This is a genomic window from Shewanella donghaensis, from assembly GCF_007567505.1.
In the GTDB taxonomy this organism is placed as follows: Bacteria; Pseudomonadota; Gammaproteobacteria; order Enterobacterales; family Shewanellaceae; genus Shewanella; species Shewanella donghaensis.
The window spans coordinates 3,113,173-3,137,454 of the sequence record NZ_CP041783.1; the positions used below are offsets into that span (position 1 = coordinate 3,113,173).

Consider the following 24,282-nt stretch of genomic DNA (forward strand, 5'->3'; position numbering starts at 1 on the left):
GAGATCACCGATGGCTCGTAGTAAAAAATCGCGCAAGGGCGGCGAAACAGGCCCTAAACAAGCACCAAGAGTTAAAAAGGCCGATCGCAGTGTTGTTAGCGGTAAGAAAAAGGATTCTGGTCGTAAATCTGGTAGTCGCCACAACGAGGCCTTAATTGAAAAAGAATCGCCTCATGTGAAAACCCAAAAGAACAATGACCCTCGTCATGGCAGTAAGAAGCCGGTTGCTCTATCAATTGCACCAGCTAAAGAAGTAAAAGTTGCTGCAGCGGTCGCTAAAGTTAAACAACCAAAGCTAACCGACGAAGAAAAACTATTGAAGCTTGAAGAAGACCCAAGATTTAATAGCCTGCTTGATTTGTTAGAAGAAGGCAAAGACCTCTCTGCTGACGATCAAAAATGGTTAGATGCTCAATTATCTAAAATTGAATCATTAATGGAAAAACTTGGAATTTCAGATGCAGAAGAATTACCTGTATCGCCAGCTCCAAGTAAGAGTAAAAAGTCCGTTTCTGATGATGACTTATATGAACGCTTTGAATCTGGCGCTGACCTTTTAAAAGACTACCAGCCATAATCACAGTTATGACAAATGGCATACCTCATTAGGTATGCCATTTTTATTGCTTTTTAAACCCTATATTGTTATTTGAAACTATCGTCACTTTAAGGATAATTTGTGTCTAGCATTGTTATTGTTGCCGCTATCATCATTGTGTTACTTCTCGCTTGTTATGCAGCCTACTTGTTATTACAAGTAAAGAAACAACAAAAAGCATCATTAGAAGCGGATAAGCAGCGCACAGTAGAAGCTAGAGCGAAGAAACAGCAAGTGTTAGATGATATCAAGTATATCGCAACAGCAATGCTTGAAGACCGCTGTGAGCCCTCTGAAGGGGTCATGCGAATCGCTAAGTTATTTGAGACATTATCGATGTCTGAAGCCATGGTAATAGAGTTCCCACATATTTTTGAACATTATGGCTGCATCAAAGATCACCCGATAAAAGATGCACGCAGCGCGTTACCTAAACAGCAGCGAATGAGATTAGACTTAGCCAGAATGAAGTCAGAAGCAAAATTAGAACAAAGCTTGCTTGCAGACGCAGAGAAATTGAAACAATTCCATTTCATGCATTAAACACGCCCAGTAGTTAACAAACCTCTTAATTATAAAGCAGATAACCAACTCAATTTTAACCTTGAGGCTGTGAGCCACTGCACAAATCTAACAATACGCTTAATTACTAGGCTAAATAGCGCCCAAATACCCACGGCAAATTTCAAATTTACAACGTAGATCAAGGTTATTTGTTAAAGATCCTTGCATACTTCGTCTATTGCTAATTTACCCGGAGGACACGCCTTGAAGCAGCCCACACAAATAAGTTGGGATCAGTCAATGATCGAAAAGTATAACTACAGTGGTCCACGCTATACGTCGTATCCAACGGCTTTAGAGTTTGACGATTCTTTTACTGAGCAAAACCTACTTTCAGCGATTGAAACCAGTAAAAGTGACAAACTGTCTTTATACATTCACATCCCATTTTGTGCCAAGCTTTGCTATTACTGCGGATGTAATAAAGTCATTACTCGTCATGCACATAAGGCTGACCAGTACATCGAATATCTTGCAAGTGAAATTATTAAGCGTGCACCATTATTCAAAAATTACACTGTTACCCAAATGCATTGGGGTGGCGGTACACCGACGTTCTTAAATCCAGAACAAATCTTAACGTTATCAAAGCTGATTAAAAGTCATTTTAATTTTGCTGATGTTGGTGAGTTTTCAATTGAGGTTGATCCTCGTGAAATCGAATTAAGCATGCTTGACACGTTAAAAGAAGCCGGCTTTAACCGTATTTCTATTGGTGTTCAAGATTTCAACAAGAAAGTACAAATTGCCGTAAACCGTGAACAAGATGAACAGTTTATCTTTGACTTAATGGCTAGAGCGAAAGACTTGGGATTTGTTTCAACGAATGCCGATTTAATTTATGGTCTACCACATCAGACGCCTGAGACATTTGCAGAAACTATTCAGCGTGTCATTGAACTGTCTCCTGATCGCTTATCTATCTTTAACTACGCGCACTTGCCATCTCGCTTTGCAGCACAACGTAAAATTAAAGATGAAGATATGGCTTCGCCTCAGCAAAAGCTAGATATGCTGCATCAAACGATTGAAGCATTAACCAGTGCGGGTTATCAGTTCATTGGTATGGATCATTTTGCTAAGCCTGATGATGAGCTATCAAAACTACAAAATGCCGGTAAGCTTCATCGTAACTTCCAAGGTTATACCACCCAGGAAGAATGTGACTTACTAGGTTTAGGTGTGTCTTCAATTAGCCAAATTGGCGATTGTTATGCCCAAAACCAAAAAGATATTCGCCCATACTATGAGTCGATTGACGAAAGCGGTCACGCATTATGGAAAGGCTGTAGTTTAAATCGTGACGATGAAATTCGTCGTGTAGTGATTAAACAAATGATTTGTCATTTCGATTTAGACTTAAACAAGATTGAACAACAGTTTGATATCAACTTTGAAGAATACTTTGTCGAAGACTTAAAACTTCTGCAAACTTTCATTGATGACAAGTTAGTTGATATTACTGACCGCAAGTTAACGATTAGCCCAACAGGTCGTTTGTTAATTCGTAATATTTGTATGTGTTTTGACGTTTACTATCGTCAAAAAGCACGTCAGCAACAGTTCTCTCGTGTGATTTAAGCGTTAGTCTTACGCAATAAAAAACCGCTGATTATCAGCGGTTTTTTTATGTTTTTTCGTAATTTAACAGATAAAAACTAACTACAGCTTAGAGGCATATAACGCCTTACGCTCGCTGTCTGATAAAAATGCCATCTCAACGCCATTACGTTGTACTTGAGTCAACTGAGCATCAGTTAAACCCAGTTCTGACTTAGCAATACGATATTCATGTTTGATATCAATTGCGCTCACACCAGGATCATCTGTATTAAGACCAATTAAGACACCAGCATCAAGAAATTGAGTAAATGGATGAGCATCATAATCAGCCACTGTCGAAGTATGTAAATTACTGGTAGGACACGACTCGATTCCAATGGAATGCTTAACTAAATACTCCATTAACTTGGGATCGTGGATTGCATTTACGCCATGGCCAATACGAGTCGCGCCTAAGTCTTGAATAGCTTGCCACATACTTTCTGCACCAGCCGCTTCACCAGCATGAGCAGTAACATGTAACCCAGCATCTCTCACTCGTTTAAAGTGTTCATTGAATAACTCACCAGGGAAACCTAACTCGTCACCGGCAAGATCCATTCCGACTAAACTATCACGATGAGCTAATAAGCCCTCTAATTCTAAACGACATTTTTCTTGCCCAAATGAGCGAGACATAATACCGATTAAGTTAACCTTAACATCATAATCTTTCATGCCAGCTTTGACGCCATCAATAACAGCCTCAACCACGCCTTCAATCGGTAAGTTATGATTCATCGCCATGTAATAAGGGCTAAAGCGCAGTTCAGTGTAATCAAGTCCTGATACTGCCGCGTCTTCAACATTTTCATATGCTACGCGTTTTACAGCATCTAAATCAGCTAATACGCCCACCATCCAATCCAGCTTAGTCAAGAATGCGACTAAACTATTTTCTTTACCTTGGATTTGAACAAAAGGTGCCAACTCTGCAATTGAGTTTGCAGGCAGTTGTATACCATGCTGATGCCCTAGTTCCCAGATGGTATTTACACGTACATTGCCATCTAAATGACGATGTAAATCAACTAATGGTATGGATGTATTAATCATTTATGACCCCTATTAATTTTCTGAGCTAAATGTGTTTTTTATTATATGAACACCTAGCACGGCAAAGTTTACCATGCATCAACAAAAAGGTGACGATTTTATCGTCTTAAATGCATACTCAGTAACAATAATTACAACGGTATTTGCTAGCGGGATACTCATTGAATTGCTATGTTGTAACTGGCTATCTTAAATAATACATTATTATCGATTAAAGGAACTATTCCCATGCGAAAGCTCATTCTGCCAGCGTTGATAATGCTCGCTATGACTGGCTGTAAAATGACCTCAGGGTCTAAATCTCAGTACTATTTAGGCGACACAAAAAAAGTTGAAACCCCTATTCAGATTAAAGAAACTGCCAAACCTGAAGTGGTAGAAAACATGAGTTTAAAATCGATTATTGATAGCGCTTGGCAAGTAAATTTAGATTACTCCCCCCAATTAGCCTATACCCTTGGCGATAAATCAAAAGCCGATAAGCTCACAGATTTATCGCCAGAATCTTTGGCAGAGAAAAATATTCGACAGAAAAAGTTACTGGCATCCCTAAATCGAATCGACATGGATTCACTCTCTCGCAATGATAAAATCAATGCCCAGCTATTAAGCTATCAACTGCAAAACAGTGTAGATATGTATGCCTTCAAGGATCATTATTTACCTATTACCGCAGAAAGTGGTTTTCATGCTTACATAGCATCAATTGCCAACGGACGCTTCAATACCGTTGAGGACTACCAAGATTACTTAGCAAAATTAGATGCATTACCAAAGTATTTTTCACAACAAACATTTTGGCTGAAGCAAGGCTTAAGTAGTGGTATCACGCCAGCAAAAGTAACACTTAAAGGGTTTGAACAGAGTATTAGTGCCTATATTGTGCCAACTGAAGATAGTGGTTATTACAAACCTTTTACCCAACTCCCTGAACATTTTACTGAAGCAGAAAAACAACAGTTAATGACCCAAGGTAAGAGTACTGTAGAACAAACTGTACTGCCTTTATATCAAGATTTTTATGACTTCATGACCTCTGAATATATCCCTAATGCGCGTATTGCCATTGCAGCAAAAGAAATGCCCAATGGCGATGCCTTTTACCAAAATAGAGTCAATTACTACACAACTCTGGATATGACACCTGATGAAGTTCATCAACTTGGTTTATCTGAAGTCGCAAGAATTAAAGCTGAGATGGAGCAGGTAATTGCGGATGTAAAATTTGAAGGAAGTTTTGCTGAATTCTTACATTTTTTACGTACAGACCCGCAGTTTTACCCAAAGACAGCTGAAGAGTTACTAAAGGAAGCTGCGTATATCGCTAAAAAAGCGGATGCTGTATTGCCAAAGTTTTTCGCAACACTACCAAGAACACCCTACGGTATTAAACCTGTACCCGCAGAGATTGCACCCAAATACACAACGGGGCGATATTCAGGATCAAACAGAGATGATGAGCCAGGCTATTATTGGGTTAATACCTATGCTTTAGATAAACGTCCACTATATGAAATGGAAGCACTGACCTTGCACGAAGCGGTTCCAGGTCATCACCTTCAGATCTCACTCAATAAAGAATTAACAAACCTGCCCAACTTTAGACGTTACAGTTATATTTCTGCGTTTGGAGAAGGTTGGGGATTATATTCAGAGTATTTAGGTCTCGAAGCGGGTTTCTATCAAGACCCTTATAGCAATTTTGGCCGATTAACCTATGAAATGTGGCGTGCTGCACGACTCGTTGTTGATACAGGTATGCACTCAAAGGGTTGGAGTCGTGAGCAAGCCATTGAGTTTATGGCAGGAAACACAGCTTTGTCTCTACACAATGTCACCACTGAAATAGACCGTTATATCTCATGGCCTGGTCAAGCACTATCATACAAAATAGGCGAATTAACAATTAAACGCCTACGCACAAAAGCTGAAACCGCTTTAGGTGAAGATTTTGATATACGCTTATTCCATGATGCTGTGTTACAAAATGGCTCTATTACGATGAGTATTTTGGAACAAATGGTTGATGAGTTTATCGCCGAACAAAAAGGTAAATAGCATTAGCCATAAATGTAGAGAGCTAAAAGTACCTTAGCTCTCTAATTATCTTTCCTCTGCTAAAACTTCCAACCATTGTTTGGTACACTCTCTAACTTAATACCCTACTAATACATGACCCTTCTTTAGAAAGTTTAAGGTGAACAATTTGTCTTTTTCGTCTGTAAAGCAATTAAATAATGATGAGCAACAACAGTTTTGGCAAATGGTCACACAAGCAAAACTTTGCAAAGATAATATCGAACTCGCTTATGCCTACATCCACAATTCACGAAGCAATAAAGCTATCGTCATTAGTAGTGGCAGAGTTGAAAGCTACCTTAAATATAAAGAGTTAATGTTCGACTTATATCAGCATGGCTATAGTCTTTATATTCTTGACCATCGAGGCCAAGGTTTATCATCAAGAACAACCAAAAACCCGCATCAAGGTCATATTGACACATTCCAGACGTACATTGATGATTTAAACAATTTCGTAGAACAAGTCGTCAAGCCAAACGACCATGAAGACTTATACCTAGTTGGTCATTCTATGGGGGGCACCATCGGGACACTGTATATGAGTCAGAACCCAACAACCTTCAAAGCCGCGGTATTTTCAGCCCCTATGTATGGAATACAGTTACCCTTTAATCGAGCTTTAGTTCGTTCATTGGCATCTTTGCTAAACACCTATAGTCCTCTAAAAGAACCTAATTATATTATTGGCGGGAAAGACTATAATATCACTGACTTTGCTGATAACGAACTCACTAATAGCCAAGAGCGTTATCAACAAATCTTGATGATCTATCGAGAGAATAAAGACATTCAACTTGGTTCACCAACCAACAATTGGCTATTAGAAGCGCTGGATGCTGCAGACAAAGCCACACAAGCAGCTGCGGTCAGTATCAAACCCATATTGGTTTTACAGGCCACCGATGACACTATCGTTGATAACAACGCACAAGATAGAGCGGAAAATAATCTGTGCCAGCTTAAGAGAATCAATAATAGCCGCCATGAAATATTCATGGAAACTGATGAAGTGCGCAACCAGGCGCTAACCAGCTTAACGGGATTCTTTGAGCAACATGCTTAATAGTAACCGTTTTAGTTATAATTAACTAAATGGCACTTTCCATACAACACTCAATGAAATGTCAGATTCAAGTAACTGCTTGATGTCCTGTTGTGATAATGGACGACTAATGACGAAGCCTTGAAATAAATTGCTGTTTAGTTCACTCAAAATTGTGAGTTGTTGTCGTTCTTCTATTTGCTTCACGACTACAGGGTAATTTAACTGCTTTGTCAGTTGTATTAGCGAGGTAAATACATTTCGTGATTCTTCAGAAATGGTAATATCTTTAATATAACTCGCTGAAAATTTCACTTGGGAAAAATGTATCCCATTTAATCGGTGAAGCGGACATAGTCCTGAACCAAAATCATCCAACGCCACACGTATTCCCGCACGTCGTAACTTCAAAATTTTATTCTTTGCTGTTATCGGATTTATCGAAAAAATATCCTCAGATAGCTCAAGTTGAATCAAGTCGGGGGCAATACCACGATGTTTTATCTTATCAAGCAGTTGTTGGGTAAATATGTCTTGATGAAAGTGTCTTGATGAAATATTGAGTGAAAAACAAGGACAGTCTAAATTAGATTGCTGCAGGCTTTTTATAAATATACAAATCTGATCTAACATCCATAGCTCAAGTTCAAATATGGAATTTGAAAGCTCTGCAACAGGAATAAACTGCTTTGGGCTAATAAAACCAAACTTCGGATGATACCAACGCATCAACACTTCGACACTTTCGGTGTTACCATCTATATCCACAACAGGTTGATAGACTAATGAAATCTGTTGATTCTTTAATGCTAACTTTAAATCTCGTTGCAACTTTTGGGGCTCATTATGGCTGCCATCAAGTTGTAAACTATGTAAAACACAACTATTTACCTTGCTCTCAATCGCTTTACCTAATGCCTTATCTGCGCGCTCTAATAATTGGCTTGGCTCTAATGATTCATTACCATCAAAAACCACCATTCCTATTTGAGTGAAAACAGAAAGATCCTGACCAGAGACACTGAAACTTCGACCAACCACTTGTCGAACTTCACTAGCCAGTGCTAGTGCACGCTTATTCGCGTGTTCTAAATTGTTTCCTAAATCTTTCGCTGCTATGAAAAATTCATCTTCACCTAATCGACTTAAAACACAGCTACTCGAAAAGCTACCTGCAAGACGGGCTGAAATCTGCATCATAAGTCGATCGGATAATTGCTCACCTAATGACTCATTAACTAATTTAATATTACTTAAATTAATCAACATCATTGTGCAGTACTGGTTAGTTTTTCTTGCGTAAGCCTGAAGATCGAAGAGTTCGTTAGCTAATTCGTTACGATCAATAATGTCAGATACACCAACGTGGCTTTGCCTTTCTACTGTTATTCGCTGATGTTTTAGTTCAGAAGATACATCGTAAATTGAGCCGATTAAGCGAATAGGATGACCAAACTCATCCCATTGGATAATTTGACCTCGGTCTAGCACCCAAACATAATTGCTCGACTTATGAAGCATCCTATAGACACATTCATAATGTTGAGTCCTTCCTTTAAGATAATTATTTAATGCAGATAAGACGCCCTTTTTATCATCAGCATGTAAGCGTGATTCCCAAGTATCATAAGAGTCGATCAATTCATCAGCTTTATAACCTAAAATATCTTTCCAATTATCAGATAAAAAAAGCTCGCCATTCTGACTATTCCAGTCCCAAATACCCTTAAAATCAGCATTAATTGAATATAACCAACGTTGTTCGGCGTCATATAGCCTTTGGTTACTTTCGACTAATAAATTTTCTACTAGGAAAACTGAATGACCTAAGCGATGCACCTCATCAACTAAACCGTTCACTTTAATATTGGTACTTTTCCCATCGATGACATTCTGTGTTCGTCGCGCTAGCATTTTCATGGGTCTGATTAATACTAAGTGCAGACCTAAACAGAATAAAACAACAATGAGGCCACCCATCGACCAAATTAAAATAAAACGTTTTTGAAGTCTTTCTGAAGCTTCAGCCATTAGTGACGAAATATTATATTCAATATAGATAACATCAACCGCGTTAGAATAACTATATTTATCAGAGGTGTTTATGGGGTAGTAGGCTTGTATTGATCTTCTGTCTAAATTAGTGCGTATTGTTGGTTTTTTGCTAGAGACGACTTCTTGATGAGTTTGGTTTGAATAGCCATCAATTACATTATTAGCATTACTTTCACGCCATATAACATGATTAGCGAACCTAATTTGACTTGATGCATCTAAAATTATGTAGACCATCATGTTACTGTCTGTAGAGGTTAGGGATACTTCTTGCTCAATCCTTGTAATATCTTGAATAGCTAATGCTGATTCAACGATATGTGTCATTCTGAATAGTTCTTGTTCAATGTGCTTAGATTCATTTGTAGCTAATTGCGATCTCAGCTCATCTCTTTCGTAATAAAACTCACTACTAATTAATAATAAGTACAATGAACTTATTAAAAAAGGTACTAAAAAAGAAAGTGAAAATAAAGGTCGCTTTGACAAAGTTACACCGCTGATTATTGATTAATAGTGGATCTCGTAAATAACATACTAGAGACAGTATATTCCAACAATAGTAAGTTTAATGATTGAATTGACTTATACCTAAAAAATCATAAAAAACGAAACTGTACTTATTAATTGATTTCAATGAATTACAGCTTAACGGTTCCATACTGAAAAGTATATTTTTCAACACTCAAATTATGTATTCGATATTGAAACTGCGAAAATTCATGTAACGTCTGTAGTGATAAATACACACAAATTGACTAACTGGAGTAAGAAGAACTCTTCAATTCTTCCAAACAATGATAAGGCCTATATGAGCTATCACTTCACCAATTATCAAAGTTCATCGATAAAAAATATTTGGCTTGTAGAGTCAGGTATTATTCGTATTTTTTAATATTAAAAGTAACATAAATTAGGCTCTTTTAATCATCCTGTTTTATAAAAGCTCTTCACGGAGCCCATCTATATAAAGCGATACATTACACCCTACTTTCACATGGTATATGACGCCCAAATTACAAACACAAAAAAGCCCGCTACGTTAGTAACGGGCTATCTGCTCTCATTTAAGATGCTCTAATTTAAAAGATATAGGGCGCTTGGCGATGTTCAGCTGCAGATACATCCTTCGCGTTCCATGCCTGTATAAAGCGTTGCGTTATAAACACAGACATTTCACCCTACTTTCACCTGTTCATTCGTTAAAAGCCGTAAAACGCAAAAAGCCCGCTACATAGTAGCGGGCTTAATACTTATTAGGCGCTTGGCGATGACCTACTTTCACATGGGGAGACCCCACACTATCATCGGCGCTATTGCGTTTCACTGCTGAGTTCGGGATGGGATCAGGTGGTACCACAATGCTATTGTCACCAAGCAAATTCTTGCTTCATTTACCGCAAACGCAGTAAATAATAATTCGGAAATCTGATAACTCTTTCGAGATTTTTTGAGTTCGCACTTCATTAAGCGCTTTATATTCGTATCTAAGTTCGACTTTTCAGTCTGTAATAAATCTAGTTACCACAACTCACTCAGATAAAACTCATCTGGGTTGTATGGTTAAGCCTCACGAGTCATTAGTACAGGTTAGCTCAACGCCTCACAACGCTTACACACCCTGCCTATCAACGTCCTAGTCTCGAACGGCTCTTTAGAGAGATTAAATCTCTAGGGATGACTCATCTTAGGACTCGCTTCCCGCTTAGATGCTTTCAGCGGTTATCGATTCCGAACGTAGCTACCGGGCAATGCTATTGGCATAACAACCCGAACACCAGCGGTTCGTCCACTCCGGTCCTCTCGTACTAGGAGCAGCTTCCTTCAATCATCCAACGCCCACGGCAGATAGGGACCGAACTGTCTCACGACGTTCTGAACCCAGCTCGCGTACCACTTTAAATGGCGAACAGCCATACCCTTGGGACCGACTTCAGCCCCAGGATGTGATGAGCCGACATCGAGGTGCCAAACACCGCCGTCGATATGAACTCTTGGGCGGTATCAGCCTGTTATCCCCGGAGTACCTTTTATCCGTTGAGCGATGGCCCTTCCATACAGAACCACCGGATCACTATGACCTACTTTCGTACCTGCTCGACGTGTATGTCTCGCAGTTAAGCTGGCTTATGCCATTGCACTAACCGTACGATGTCCGACCGTACTTAGCCAACCTTCGTGCTCCTCCGTTACTCTTTGGGAGGAGACCGCCCCAGTCAAACTACCCACCAGGCACTGTCCCGAACCCCGATAAGGGGCCGCGGTTAGAACATCAAAACTACAAGGGTGGTATTTCAAGATTGACTCCACTCCATCTAGCGACGAAGTTTCAAAGTCTCCCACCTATCCTACACATGTAGGTTCAATGTTCAGTGCCAAGCTATAGTAAAGGTTCACGGGGTCTTTCCGTCTAGCCGCGGGTATACGGCATCTTCACCGCAATTTCAACTTCACTGAGTCTCGGCTGGAGACAGCGTGGCCATCATTACGCCATTCGTGCAGGTCGGAACTTACCCGACAAGGAATTTCGCTACCTTAGGACCGTTATAGTTACGGCCGCCGTTTACTTGGGCTTCGATCATGAGCTTCTCCGAAGATAACCCAATCAATTAACCTTCAAGCACCGGGCAGGCGTCATACCGTATACGTCATCTTGCGATTTTGCACAGTACTGTGTTTTTGATAAACAGTTGCAGCCACCTGGTATCTGCGACTCCCAACAGCTTAGAGAGCAAGTCTCATCACCGTCAGGAGCGTACCTTCTCCCGAAGTTACGGTACCATTTTGCCTAGTTCCTTCAGCCGAGTTCTCTCAAGCGCCTTGGTATTCTCTACCCGACCACCTGTGTCGGTTTGGGGTACGATTCCTACTAACCTGAAGCTTAGAAGATTTTCCTGGAAGCATGGCATCAACTACTTCATCACCTTAGTGACTCGTCATCAGTTCTCAGCCTTAAGTAAACCCGGATTTGCCTAAGTTTACAGCCTACAACCTTAAACGCGGACTACCAACGCCGCGCTAGCCTAGCCTTCTCCGTCTCTCCATCGCAGTTAGCAGAAGTACAGGAATATTGACCTGTTTCCCATCGACTACGCCTTTCGGCCTCGCCTTAGGGGTCGACTCACCCTGCCCCGATTAACGTTGGACAGGAACCCTTGGTCTTTCGGCGAGGGAGTTTTTCACTCCCTTTATCGTTACTCATGTCAGCATTCGCACTTCTGATACGTCCAGTGTGGGTTACCCCTTCACCTTCAACCGCTTACAGAACGCTCCTCTACCGCTTGCTAGTAAACTAGCAAACCCATAGCTTCGGTGTATTGCTTAGCCCCGTTAAATCTTCCGCGCAGGCCGACTCGACTAGTGAGCTATTACGCTTTCTTTAAATGATGGCTGCTTCTAAGCCAACATCCTAGCTGTCTAAGCCTTCCCACATCGTTTCCCACTTAGCAATAACTTTGGGACCTTAGCTGATGGTCTGGGTTGTTTCCCTTTTGACGACGGACGTTAGCACCCGCCGTCTGTCTCCCGAGTAGTACTCACTGGTATTCGGAGTTTGCAAAGGGTTGGTAAGTCGGGATGACCCCCTAGCCTTAACAGTGCTCTACCCCCAGTGGTATTCGCTCGAGGCGCTACCTAAATAGCTTTCGAGGAGAACCAGATATCTCCGAGTTTGATTGGCCTTTCACCCCCAGCCACAAGTCATCCGCTAATTTTTCAACATTAGTCGGTTCGGTCCTCCAGTTGATGTTACTCAACCTTCAACCTGCCCATGGCTAGATCACTCGGTTTCGGGTCTACGCCTTGCAACTAAACGCGCAGTTAACACTCGGTTTCCCTACGGCTCCGCTATTCGCTTAACCTCGCTACAAAACGTAAGTCGCTGACCCATTATACAAAAGGTACGCAGTCACGGTCTCAAGAACCGCTCCCACTGCTTGTACGTACACGGTTTCAGGTTCTATTTCACTCCCCTCACAGGGGTTCTTTTCGCCTTTCCCTCACGGTACTGGTTCACTATCGGTCAGTCAGGAGTATTTAGCCTTGGAGGATGGTCCCCCCATATTCAAACAGGATGTCACGTGTCCCGCCTTACTCGTTTTCATCTATGGTTAGTTTTCATGTACGGGACTATCACCCTGTACCGTTAAGCTTTCCAACTTATTCCACTAACACCCCATAGACTTAAGGGCTAATCCCCGTTCGCTCGCCGCTACTAGGGGAATCTCGGTTGATTTCTTTTCCTTCGGGTACTTAGATGTTTCAGTTCCCCGAGTTCGCCTCATACAGCTATGTATTCACTGTATGATGACCACTTATGTGGCCGGGTTTCCCCATTCGGATATCGTTAGCTCAAGTGCTTATTACTAGCTCGCCAACGCTTTTCGCAAGTTATTACGTCCTTCATCGCCTCTGACTGCCAAGGCATCCACCGTATACGCTTAGTCACTTAACCATACAACCCACATCAGTTTCATAAATGAAAACAAGTGTTGTTAAAGCGGGTAGCCTTAACAGTTATATCGTAACTAGCTGGTTTATTACATAATTTGCATCTCTTTCGAGTACACAAATTCGCCTTAGATTTTTAGAATATTCAAGACACTTAATAAAGTGTTTTGAGAACTCAATGTATTATTGAAAAAGGATTAATTTCCCAATAATACGATTTTGTAAATAACACAACGACAGACATCATCATGTTAAATACTATCAGCTTTCCAAATTGTTAAAGAACAATGCTAACCGGCTCGCGGCGCATTTCGCTCAACTTCCGAAGAAGTTAACAAGCAATCTGTGTGAACACTCAACAAACATTAAGTTAGTCGTATAGGTAAGGAGGTGATCCAGCCCCAGGTTCCCCTAGGGCTACCTTGTTACGACTTCACCCCAGTCATGAACCACACCGTGGTAAACGTCCTCCCGAAGGTTAGACTATCTACTTCTGGTGCAGCCCACTCCCATGGTGTGACGGGCGGTGTGTACAAGGCCCGGGAACGTATTCACCGTAGCATTCTGATCTACGATTACTAGCGATTCCGACTTCACGGAGTCGAGTTGCAGACTCCGATCCGGACTACGACGTACTTTGTGAGATTAGCTAGACCTTGCGGCTTTGCAACCCTCTGTATACGCCATTGTAGCACGTGTGTAGCCCTACTCGTAAGGGCCATGATGACTTGACGTCGTCCCCACCTTCCTCCGGTTTATCACCGGCAGTCTCCCTAGAGTTCCCGCCATTATGCGCTGGCAAATAAGGATAGGGGTTGCGCTCGTTGCGGGACTTAACCCAACATTTCACAACACGAGCTGACGACAGCCATGCAGCACCTGTCTCACAGTTCCCGAAGGCACCAAACCATCTCTGGTAAGTTCTGTGGATGTCAAGAGTAGGTAAGGTTCTTCGCGTTGCATCGAATTAAACCACATGCTCCACCGCTTGTGCGGGCCCCCGTCAATTCATTTGAGTTTTAACCTTGCGGCCGTACTCCCCAGGCGGTCTACTTAATGCGTTAGCTTGGGAGCCCAGTGCTCAAGGCACCAAACTCCGAGTAGACATCGTTTACGGCGTGGACTACCAGGGTATCTAATCCTGTTTGCTCCCCACGCTTTCGTACATGAGCGTCAGTCTTTGTCCAGGGGGCCGCCTTCGCCACCGGTATTCCTTCAGATCTCTACGCATTTCACCGCTACACCTGAAATTCTACCCCCCTCTACAAGACTCTAGTTCACCAGTTCTAAATGCAATTCCCAGGTTGAGCCCGGGGATTTCACATCTAGCTTAATGAACCGCCTGCGTACGCTTTACGCCCAGTAATTCCGATTAACGCTTGGACCCCTCGTATTACCGCGGCTGCTGGCACGAAGTTAGCCGGTCCTTCTTCTGTAGGTAACGTCACAGCTAACGGTTATTAACCGTTAACCTTTCCTCCCTACTGAAAGTGCTTTACAACCCTAAGGCCTTCTTCACACACGCGGCATGGCTGCATCAGGCTTTCGCCCATTGTGCAATATTCCCCACTGCTGCCTCCCGTAGGAGTCTGGGCCGTGTCTCAGTCCCAGTGTGGCTGATCATCCTCTCAGAACAGCTAGGGATCGTCGCCTTGGTGAGCCATTACCTCACCAACTAGCTAATCCCACCTAGGTTCATCCAATCGCGAAAGGCCCGAAGGTCCCCTCCTTTCCCCCGTAGGGCGTATGCGGTATTAGCAGTCGTTTCCAACTGTTATCCCCCTCGACTGGGCAGATCCCTAGGCATTACTCACCCGTCCGCCGCTCGTCACCTCAGGAGCAAGCTCCCTTGTGTTACCGCTCGACTTGCATGTGTTAGGCCTGCCGCCAGCGTTCAATCTGAGCCATGATCAAACTCTTCAATTAAAGTTTTGTTAAAGCAGCCATTCTTATAAATAAGAACATCGCTTCGGCTCAATGAATTCTGATTTCGATTTAAAGACTCGGAAGAATCTCTAAAACGTTTGTTACATATTGCTATGAACACTCATCGTTACATTGAGTAAATAATTTTGATTGCTACCTAAGTAGCAATTTCGATTAACTCAACACCTGTGAGTGTCCACACAGATTTCTTGTTTGATTGTTAAAGAGCGTTGGTATCAATCTTTCAGATACCGCCGTTAGACGCTAGGTCGTTGGCTTAGGGATGCGTATTCTACACTTCCCGTTGTGGGCGTCAAGTCATTTTTAACGTTAATTCAAAATGCTTTTCAACCCGTTAATTATGATGATGTAAAACCGTCTTAATTAACGCTAACACGTTGAGCCTATTGGCCTGTCGCCGTGTCAGTGGATGCGCATTATAGGCAAATCAGGATTTCGCGCAAGGGCTTTTTTGCATAAAAATGAAGTTTTTTAGCATTAAATGCTTAAGTACAGGATACCCACTTGTTACCCCCAAAGTTATCCACATTTTAAGGGGCAGTTGCCGTTAATTACCGCAGAGCCGTAACAACCTTTTATTCCCCAACGTCAATGATACAAAGGGTTAACGGCCATCATCACCGTCATTTCTGCTATTCACTCGTAGCAGCACAATGATGACTGCGATAAAACTATCCACATTTTTCGGTTTGATAAATTGTTTCAGCGTTAAAAAGCGGTAATCTAACGACACATTTATCAGATGCGGCCTTTAATTTTAGTTCAACATGGAGCAATAATCGAAAAAAAGAACAACATTATTTAATGTGCAGCGCCCTTATATAGAAAGAACATTCCTTACCAGGCTCAAGAATTGACACATTGTTGTAGTTTGTGGCCAATCAACACCGACGTTGTTACTTAAGGCCTAATATAGCAGAAACATAAAGTGACGCTCATAGAGCGCTATTCAATCAATAAGTCGAAGAGTCATTCAGTCTATAAAACCAAACCCTCCCAATTTTTCTACACCTAACTTAGCTCTTAACTTAAATTATTTGTGACACTCAAGGCTCCAACTGTACAAAGGAATAAGTACTGCGTATTTATCAATCAGCTTAAGTGTGTTTATATTAAAAATATCGATAAAACACAAAAAAGCCCGCTACGTTAGTAACGGGCTATCTGCTCTCGTTCTTACTTTAACAGCTCGAGAAATTAGGCCCTTGGCGATGTTCAGCTGCGGATACATCCTTCGCGTTCCATATCTGTATAAAGCGTTGCGTTATCAACACACACATTGCACCCTACTTTCACCTGTTCATTCGTTAAAAGCCGTAAAACGCAAAAAGCCCGCTACATAGTAGCGGGCTTAATACTTATTAGGCGCTTGGCGATGACCTACTTTCACATGGGGAGACCCCACACTATCATCGGCGCTATTGCGTTTCACTGCTGAGTTCGGGATGGGATCAGGTGGTACCACAATGCTATTGTCACCAAGCAAATTCTTGCTTCATTTACCGCAAACGCAGTAAATAATAATTCGGAAATCTGATAACTCTTTCGAGATTTTTTGAGTTCGCACTTCATTAAGCGCTTTATATTCGTATCTAAGTTCGACTTTTCAGTCTGTAATAAATCTAGTTACCACAACACACTCAGATAAAACTCATCTGGGTTGTATGGTTAAGCCTCACGAGTCATTAGTACAGGTTAGCTCAACGCCTCACAACGCTTACACACCCTGCCTATCAACGTCCTAGTCTCGAACGGCTCTTTAGAGAGATTAAATCTCTAGGGATGACTCATCTTAGGACTCGCTTCCCGCTTAGATGCTTTCAGCGGTTATCGATTCCGAACGTAGCTACCGGGCAATGCTATTGGCATAACAACCCGAACACCAGCGGTTCGTCCACTCCGGTCCTCTCGTACTAGGAGCAGCTTCCTTCAATCATCCAACGCCCACGGCAGATAGGGACCGAACTGTCTCACGACGTTCTGAACCCAGCTCGCGTACCACTTTAAATGGCGAACAGCCATACCCTTGGGACCGACTTCAGCCCCAGGATGTGATGAGCCGACATCGAGGTGCCAAACACCGCCGTCGATATGAACTCTTGGGCGGTATCAGCCTGTTATCCCCGGAGTACCTTTTATCCGTTGAGCGATGGCCCTTCCATACAGAACCACCGGATCACTATGACCTACTTTCGTACCTGCTCGACGTGTATGTCTCGCAGTTAAGCTGGCTTATGCCATTGCACTAACCGTACGATGTCCGACCGTACTTAGCCAACCTTCGTGCTCCTCCGTTACTCTTTGGGAGGAGACCGCCCCAGTCAAACTACCCACCAGGCACTGTCCCGAACCCCGATAAGGGGCCGCGGTTAGAACATCAAAACTACAAGGGTGGTATTTCAAGATTGACTCCACTCCATCTAGCGACGAAGTTTCAAAGTCTCCCACCTATCCTACACATGTAGGTTCAATGTTCAGTGCCAAGCTATAGTAAAGGTTCACGGGGTCTTTCCGTCTAGCCGCGGGTATACGGCATCTTCACCGCAATTTCAACTTCACTGAGTCTCGGCTGGAGACAGCGTGGCCATCATTACGCCATTCGTGCAGGTCGGAACTTACCCGACAAGGAATTTCGCTACCTTAGGACCGTTATAGTTACGGCCGCCGTTTACTTGGGCTTCGATCATGAGCTTCTCCGAAGATAACCCAATCAATTAACCTTCAAGCACCGGGCAGGCGTCATACCGTATACGTCATCTTGCGATTTTGCACAGTACTGTGTTTTTGATAAACAGTTGCAGCCACCTGGTATCTGCGACTCCCAACAGCTTAGAGAGCAAGTCTCATCACCGTCAGGAGCGTACCTTCTCCCGAAGTTACGGTACCATTTTGCCTAGTTCCTTCAGCCGAGTTCTCTCAAGCGCCTTGGTATTCTCTACCCGACCACCTGTGTCGGTTTGGGGTACGATTCCTACTAACCTGAAGCTTAGAAGATTTTCCTGGAAGCATGGCATCAACTACTTCATCACCTTAGTGACTCGTCATCAGTTCTCAGCCTTAAGTAAACCCGGATTTGCCTAAGTTTACAGCCTACAACCTTAAACGCGGACTACCAACGCCGCGCTAGCCTAGCCTTCTCCGTCTCTCCATCGCAGTTAGCAGAAGTACAGGAATATTGACCTGTTTCCCATCGACTACGCCTTTCGGCCTCGCCTTAGGGGTCGACTCACCCTGCCCCGATTAACGTTGGACAGGAACCCTTGGTCTTTCGGCGAGGGAGTTTTTCACTCCCTTTATCGTTACTCATGTCAGCATTCGCACTTCTGATACGTCCAGTGTGGGTTACCCCTTCACCTTCAACCGCTTACAGAACGCTCCTCTACCGCTTGCTAGTAAACTAGCAAACCCATAGCTTCGGTGTATTGCTTAGCCCCGTTAAATCTTCCGCGCAGGCCGACTCGACTAGTGAGCTATTACGCTTTCTTTAAATGATGGCTGCTTCTAAGCCAACATCCTAGCTGTCTAAGCCTTCCCACATCGTTTCCCACTTAGCAATAACTTTGGGACCTTAGCTGATGGTCTGGGTTGTTTCCCTTTTGACGACGGACGTTAGCACCCGCCGTCTGTCTCCCGAGTAGTACTCACTGGTATTCGGAGTTTGCAAAGGGTTGGTAAGTCGGGATGACCCCCTAGCCTTAACAGTGCTCTACCCCCAGTGGTATTCGCTCGAGGCGCTACCTAAATAGCTTTCGAGGAGAACCAGATATCTCCGAGTTTGATTGGCCTTTCACCCCCAGCCACAAGTCATCCGCTAATTTTTCAACATTAGTCGGTTCGGTCCTCCAGTTGATGTTACTCAACCTTCAACCTGCCCATGGCTAGATCACTCGGTTTCGGGTCTACGCCTTGCAACTAAACGCGCAGTTAACACTCGGTTTCCCTACGGCTCCGCTATTCGCTTAACCTCGCTACAAAACGTAAGTCGCTGACCCATTATACAAAAGGTACGCAGTCACGGTCTCAAGAACCGCTCCCACTGCTTGTACGTACACGGTTTCAGGTTCTATTTCACTCCCCTCACAGGGGTTCTTTTCGCCTTTCCCTCACGGTACTGGTTCACTATCGGTCAGTCAGGAGTATTTAGCCTTGGAGGATGGTCCCCCCATATTCAAACAGGATGTCACGTGTCCCGCCTTACTCGTTTTCATCTATGGTTAGTTTTCATGTACGGGACTATCACCCTGTACCGTTAAGCTTTCCAACTTATTCCACTAACACCCCATAGACTTAAGGGCTAATCCCCGTTCGCTCGCCGCTACTAGGGGAATCTCGGTTGATTTCTTTTCCTTCGGGTACTTAGATGTTTCAGTTCCCCGAGTTCGCCTCATACAGCTATGTATTCACTGTATGATGACCACTTATGTGGCCGGGTTTCCCCATTCGGATATCGTTAGCTCAAGTGCTTATTACTAGCTCGCCAACGCTTTTCGCAAGTTATTACGTCCTTCATCGCCTCTGACTGCCAAGGCATCCACCGTATACGCTTAGTCACTTAACCATACAACCCACATCAGTTTCATAAATGAAAACAAGTGTTGTTAAAGCGGGTAGCCTTAACAGTTATATCGTAACTAGCTGGTTTATTACATAATTTGCATCTCTTTCGAGTACACAAATTCGCCTTAGATTTTTAGAATATTCAAGACACTTAATAAAGTGTTTTGAGAACTCAATGTATTATTGAAAAAGGATTAATTTCCCAATAATACGATTTTGTAAATAACACAACGACAGACATCATCATGTTAAATACTATCAGCTTTCCAAATTGTTAAAGAACAATGCTAACCGGCTCGCGGCGCATTTCGCTCAACTTCCGAAGAAGTTAACAAGCAATCTGTGTGAACACTCAACAAACATTAAGTTAGTCGTATAGGTAAGGAGGTGATCCAGCCCCAGGTTCCCCTAGGGCTACCTTGTTACGACTTCACCCCAGTCATGAACCACACCGTGGTAAACGTCCTCCCGAAGGTTAGACTATCTACTTCTGGTGCAGCCCACTCCCATGGTGTGACGGGCGGTGTGTACAAGGCCCGGGAACGTATTCACCGTAGCATTCTGATCTACGATTACTAGCGATTCCGACTTCACGGAGTCGAGTTGCAGACTCCGATCCGGACTACGACGTACTTTGTGAGATTAGCTAGACCTTGCGGCTTTGCAACCCTCTGTATACGCCATTGTAGCACGTGTGTAGCCCTACTCGTAAGGGCCATGATGACTTGACGTCGTCCCCACCTTCCTCCGGTTTATCACCGGCAGTCTCCCTAGAGTTCCCGCCATTACGCGCTGGCAAATAAGGATAGGGGTTGCGCTCGTTGCGGGACTTAACCCAACATTTCACAACACGAGCTGACGACAGCCATGCAGCACCTGTCTCACAGTTCCCGAAGGCACCAAACCATCTCTGGTAAGTTCTGTGGATGTCAAGAGTAGGTAAGGTTCTTCGCGTTGCATCGAATTAAACCACATGCTCCACCGCTTGTGCGGGCCCCCGTCAATTCATTTGAGTTTTAACCTTGCGGCCGTACTCCCCAGGCGGTCTACTTAATGCGTTAGCTTGGGAGCCCAGTGCTCAAGGCACCAAACTCCGAGTAGACATCGTTTACGGCGTGGACTACCAGGGTATCTAATCCTGTTTGCTCCCCACGCTTTCGTACATGAGCGTCAGTCTTTGTCCAGGGGGCCGCCTTCGCCACCGGTATTCCTTCAGATCTCTACGCATTTCACCGCTACACCTGAAATTCTACCCCCCTCTACAAGACTCTAGTTCACCAGTTCTAAATGCAATTCCCAGGTTGAGCCCGGGGATTTCACATCTAGCTTAATGAACCGCCTGCGTACGCTTTACGCCCAGTAATTCCGATTAACGCTTGGACCCCTCGTATTACCGCGGCTGCTGGCACGAAGTTAGCCGGTCCTTCTTCTGTAGGTAACGTCACAGCTAACGGTTATTAACCGTTAACCTTTCCTCCCTACTGAAAGTGCTTTACAACCCTAAGGCCTTCTTCACACACGCGGCATGGCTGCATCAGGCTTTCGCCCATTGTGCAATATTCCCCACTGCTGCCTCCCGTAGGAGTCTGGGCCGTGTCTCAGTCCCAGTGTGGCTGATCATCCTCTCAGAACAGCTAGGGATCGTCGCCTTGGTGAGCCATTACCTCACCAACTAGCTAATCCCACCTAGGTTCATCCAATCGCGAAAGGCCCGAAGGTCCCCTCCTTTCCCCCGTAGGGCGTATGCGGTATTAGCAGTCGTTTCCAACTGTTATCCCCCTCGACTGGGCAGATCCCTAGGCATTACTCACCCGTCCGCCGCTCGTCACCTCAGGAGCAAGCTCCCTTGTGTTACCGCTCGACTTGCATGTGTTAGGCCTGCCGCCAGCGTTCAATCTGAGCCATGATCAAACTCTTCAATTAAAGTTTTGTTAAAGCAGTCATTCTTATAAATAAGAACGTCGCTTCGGCTCAATGAATTCTGATTTCGATTTAAAGACTCGGAAGAATCTCTAAAACGTTTGTTACATATTGCTATGAACACTCATCGTTACATTGAGTAAATAATTTTGATTGCTACCTAAGTAGCAATTTCGATTAACTCAACACCTGTGAGTGTCCACACAGATTTCTTGTTTGATTGTTAAAGAGCGTTGGTATCAATCTTTCAGATACCGCCGTTAGACGCTAGGTCGTTGGCTTGAGGTCCGTATTATAGACAAACTCTTAATCTGCGCAAGTAGTTTTAGTAATAAAATTGCAATAATAGGACTAACAGGTGTGATTTTGTACGAAACGCACAAAAAAGGGACTAACAGTCCCTTTTTATCAGTCAAATTAAGCTTTATTCACCAAAGAAGCGTGACTCTTGTTTAATGACAATCTCCTTATCATCGATATTTGCGGACACGATTAAGTTAATTTTAGTGACTGTTCGTTCAATTTGATCAGAATCAACGGCAATACTAATAGGAAGCGTCAATACTTCACCAGCCTGAACCGAGACTTGTTGTGGTCCACTCCACTCGTAACCCTCTAAGCCATCCATAGAAAGATGGTATTCTTGCGCTTGCTCTGTCTTATTTAATAGCTTTAATGTGTATGTATTCTCAATTAAGCCATCATTAGTCACTCTATATAAAGCATTACGATCTCGGATTACATCCATTCTCACTGGGGCGATTGTCGCGCTGGCATATATAAACACCAAAATCATCACAGTCAAGGCAACACCGTAACCCACTAATTTCGGTCTTAAGATACTTTCTTTAACCTCCTCTAATTTGTTTTCAGTGGTATAACTGATTAAACCTTTGTCATAACCCATGCGTTCCATCGTGGTATCGCAAGCATCGATACAAGCACCACAGTTAATACACTCATATTGAAGACCATTACGGATATCAATACCGGTTGGACATACCTGTACACACAGATCACAATCGATGCAGTCACCCAATCCCATTTCTTTATGGTCTGCTTTGCGTGAACGTGGGCCTCTGGTTTCACCTCTTTTAGTATCATAGCCGACTATATAGGTGTTCTTATCAAACATAGCGGCTTGGAAACGTGCATAGGGGCACATATGAATACACATGATCTCGCGCATCCAACCTGCATTACCGTAAGTTGCTAATGTAAAAAAGACCACCCAGAAGTAAATACCAACATCAGCATTTAAGGTAAATACATCAATATAGACCTCACGGCTTGGCACAAAATACGATACAAAGGTCATTGCGGTAAGTAAGGAGATTAAAATCCAAGAGGTATGTTTGGCTGTTTTGCGCCACAACTTATTAAAGCTCCACGGCATCTGGTCGAGCTTTATTCTTTTATTACGGGCCCCTTCAAATTTTTCTTCAAACCATATAAATATAAAAGTCCAAACAGTTTGGGGGCAAGTGTAGCCACACCATACTCGTCCGAGATAGGTCGTCACAAAAAAGAGTCCAAAGGCAGCAATAGTAAATAGGGCTGCTAACAAAGTTAAATCTTGAGGCCAAATAGTGAGATTAAAGATATGGAACTTCTGTTCACCCAAATTGAACCATACAGCTTGTCTATCACCCCAAGGAAGCCAAGGCAGTATAAGAAAGAACAACATTGTTGCCCAACCAATACGGCGTCTTACTGTTGTCCATAATCCATTTACAGCTCGAACGTAGATGCTATTACTTGGATTAAACCTATCGGCTTTACTTGCATCAGGTTGATGGATCTTGATTCGAGCCTGTTTAGAATAATCTTTGGGTTGTGATTCTTGTGTCATCTTAATGCCTTACTACTTAAAATTCGGGGCAAAAGTTAGTGATGGTTGCAGAAAAACCTTATCGATTTCAGATAATAATCCCTTACAACTGCTTCACACTCGCATATAGAAGTTAATTGTGTATATTATACTCGTAATATTTACACTTATTCACTTTAATTGGACTAAATGATGAGAGGCTGGATCCTTATAGCACTGATTGGCGGCGGTATTTATTACTTTGCCACTGAAACTGACAAACTTGATAAGCCTATTGCGGAAATTCAATCTGTCATAAATGGGGCTGAAACAAAACTAGACTCAATGACAGGGACTAAAATAACCCGAAAGGAAAATAATGTTCCTAAAATACCGAGCAGTGTCATTGAAAGATTAACCAGTAGTGAACTGTCGGAATTGCAGAGCTCATTCACAACGCATGAGTCACTTGCCGAATTTAAAGATGATTACTGTGGTTTTGGGTTATCTAACCCCGTTATAAGTAAAGAAAACCTACAATTTATCTGCGATAAAATATAATTTTCTGTTTTCCTGCCATCAGCCAATTGACCTGAGAAT

At 43.0% G+C, this 24,282-nt stretch carries 10 protein-coding genes and 6 rRNA genes; 6 read left to right on the plus strand and 10 right to left on the minus strand.

Going from position 1 to position 24,282, the window contains the following annotated elements:
- Window positions 1-10 precede the first annotated feature (10 nt).
- The 3 genes from yihI (at window position 11) to hemN (ending at window position 2,743) form a co-directional block, all read left to right on the plus strand.
- A complete protein-coding gene (yihI, locus tag FPK91_RS13220; protein WP_144211690.1) occupies window positions 11-577 on the plus strand; it encodes a Der GTPase-activating protein YihI in 567 nt (188 codons plus the stop codon).
- Window positions 578-679: 102 nt separating this feature from the next.
- Window positions 680-1,141 carry a DUF2489 domain-containing protein gene (locus tag FPK91_RS13225; protein WP_144211691.1) on the plus strand — a complete coding sequence of 154 codons (462 nt, stop codon included), beginning with the start codon at window positions 680-682 and terminating at the stop codon, window positions 1,139-1,141.
- A gap of 261 nt (window positions 1,142-1,402) precedes the next feature.
- Complete coding sequence (hemN, locus tag FPK91_RS13230) at window positions 1,403-2,743, plus strand: oxygen-independent coproporphyrinogen III oxidase (RefSeq protein ID WP_227006571.1); 1,341 nt, start codon at window positions 1,403-1,405, stop codon at window positions 2,741-2,743.
- 81 nt (window positions 2,744-2,824) lie between these two features.
- On the opposite strand, the gene add is transcribed toward hemN, so the two are convergent.
- The gene (gene add / locus FPK91_RS13235; protein ID WP_144211693.1) at window positions 2,825-3,820 is read right to left on the minus strand and encodes an adenosine deaminase; all 996 of its coding nucleotides are present in this window, start codon (window positions 3,818-3,820) and stop codon (window positions 2,825-2,827) included.
- Window positions 3,821-4,048: 228 nt separating this feature from the next.
- Between add and FPK91_RS13240 the strand changes: the two genes are divergently transcribed.
- Entirely contained in the window at window positions 4,049-5,878 is a 1,830-nt protein-coding gene (locus tag FPK91_RS13240) for a DUF885 domain-containing protein (protein ID WP_144211694.1), read from the plus strand.
- A 205-nt stretch (window positions 5,879-6,083) separates the two neighbouring features.
- The gene (locus tag FPK91_RS13245; protein WP_144214407.1) at window positions 6,084-6,965 is read left to right on the plus strand and encodes an alpha/beta fold hydrolase; all 882 of its coding nucleotides are present in this window, start codon (window positions 6,084-6,086) and stop codon (window positions 6,963-6,965) included.
- 21 nt (window positions 6,966-6,986) lie between these two features.
- Here the strand turns inward: FPK91_RS13245 and FPK91_RS13250 are convergent, their stop codons facing one another.
- From FPK91_RS13250 to ccoG, 9 genes are all read right to left on the minus strand, one after another.
- Window positions 6,987-9,326 carry an EAL domain-containing protein gene (locus FPK91_RS13250; protein ID WP_227006573.1) on the minus strand — a complete coding sequence of 780 codons (2,340 nt, stop codon included), beginning with the start codon at window positions 9,324-9,326 and terminating at the stop codon, window positions 6,987-6,989.
- Between the two features lie 935 nt (window positions 9,327-10,261).
- Window positions 10,262-10,377, minus strand: a 5S ribosomal RNA gene (rrf, locus tag FPK91_RS13255).
- A gap of 181 nt (window positions 10,378-10,558) precedes the next feature.
- Window positions 10,559-13,452, minus strand: a 23S ribosomal RNA gene (locus tag FPK91_RS13260).
- Between the two features lie 379 nt (window positions 13,453-13,831).
- A 16S ribosomal RNA gene (locus FPK91_RS13265) occupies window positions 13,832-15,374 on the minus strand.
- 625 nt (window positions 15,375-15,999) lie between these two features.
- Window positions 16,000-16,128: a hypothetical protein gene (locus FPK91_RS21170; protein WP_264371764.1), complete on the minus strand. Its 129-nt coding sequence runs from the start codon at window positions 16,126-16,128 to the stop codon at window positions 16,000-16,002.
- Window positions 16,129-16,762: 634 nt separating this feature from the next.
- Window positions 16,763-16,878, minus strand: a 5S ribosomal RNA gene (gene rrf / locus FPK91_RS13270).
- Between the two features lie 181 nt (window positions 16,879-17,059).
- Window positions 17,060-19,953: ribosomal RNA gene (locus FPK91_RS13275) — 23S ribosomal RNA — on the minus strand.
- A 379-nt stretch (window positions 19,954-20,332) separates the two neighbouring features.
- Window positions 20,333-21,875, minus strand: a 16S ribosomal RNA gene (locus tag FPK91_RS13280).
- Together the 16S, 23S and 5S rRNA genes form the textbook arrangement of a ribosomal RNA operon.
- Window positions 21,876-22,296: 421 nt before the next feature.
- The gene (ccoG, locus tag FPK91_RS13285) at window positions 22,297-23,724 is read right to left on the minus strand and encodes a cytochrome c oxidase accessory protein CcoG (RefSeq protein ID WP_144211696.1); all 1,428 of its coding nucleotides are present in this window, start codon (window positions 23,722-23,724) and stop codon (window positions 22,297-22,299) included.
- Between the two features lie 168 nt (window positions 23,725-23,892).
- Between ccoG and FPK91_RS13290 the strand changes: the two genes are divergently transcribed.
- Entirely contained in the window at window positions 23,893-24,243 is a 351-nt protein-coding gene (locus tag FPK91_RS13290) for a hypothetical protein (protein WP_227006574.1), read from the plus strand.
- Window positions 24,244-24,282 lie beyond the last annotated feature (39 nt).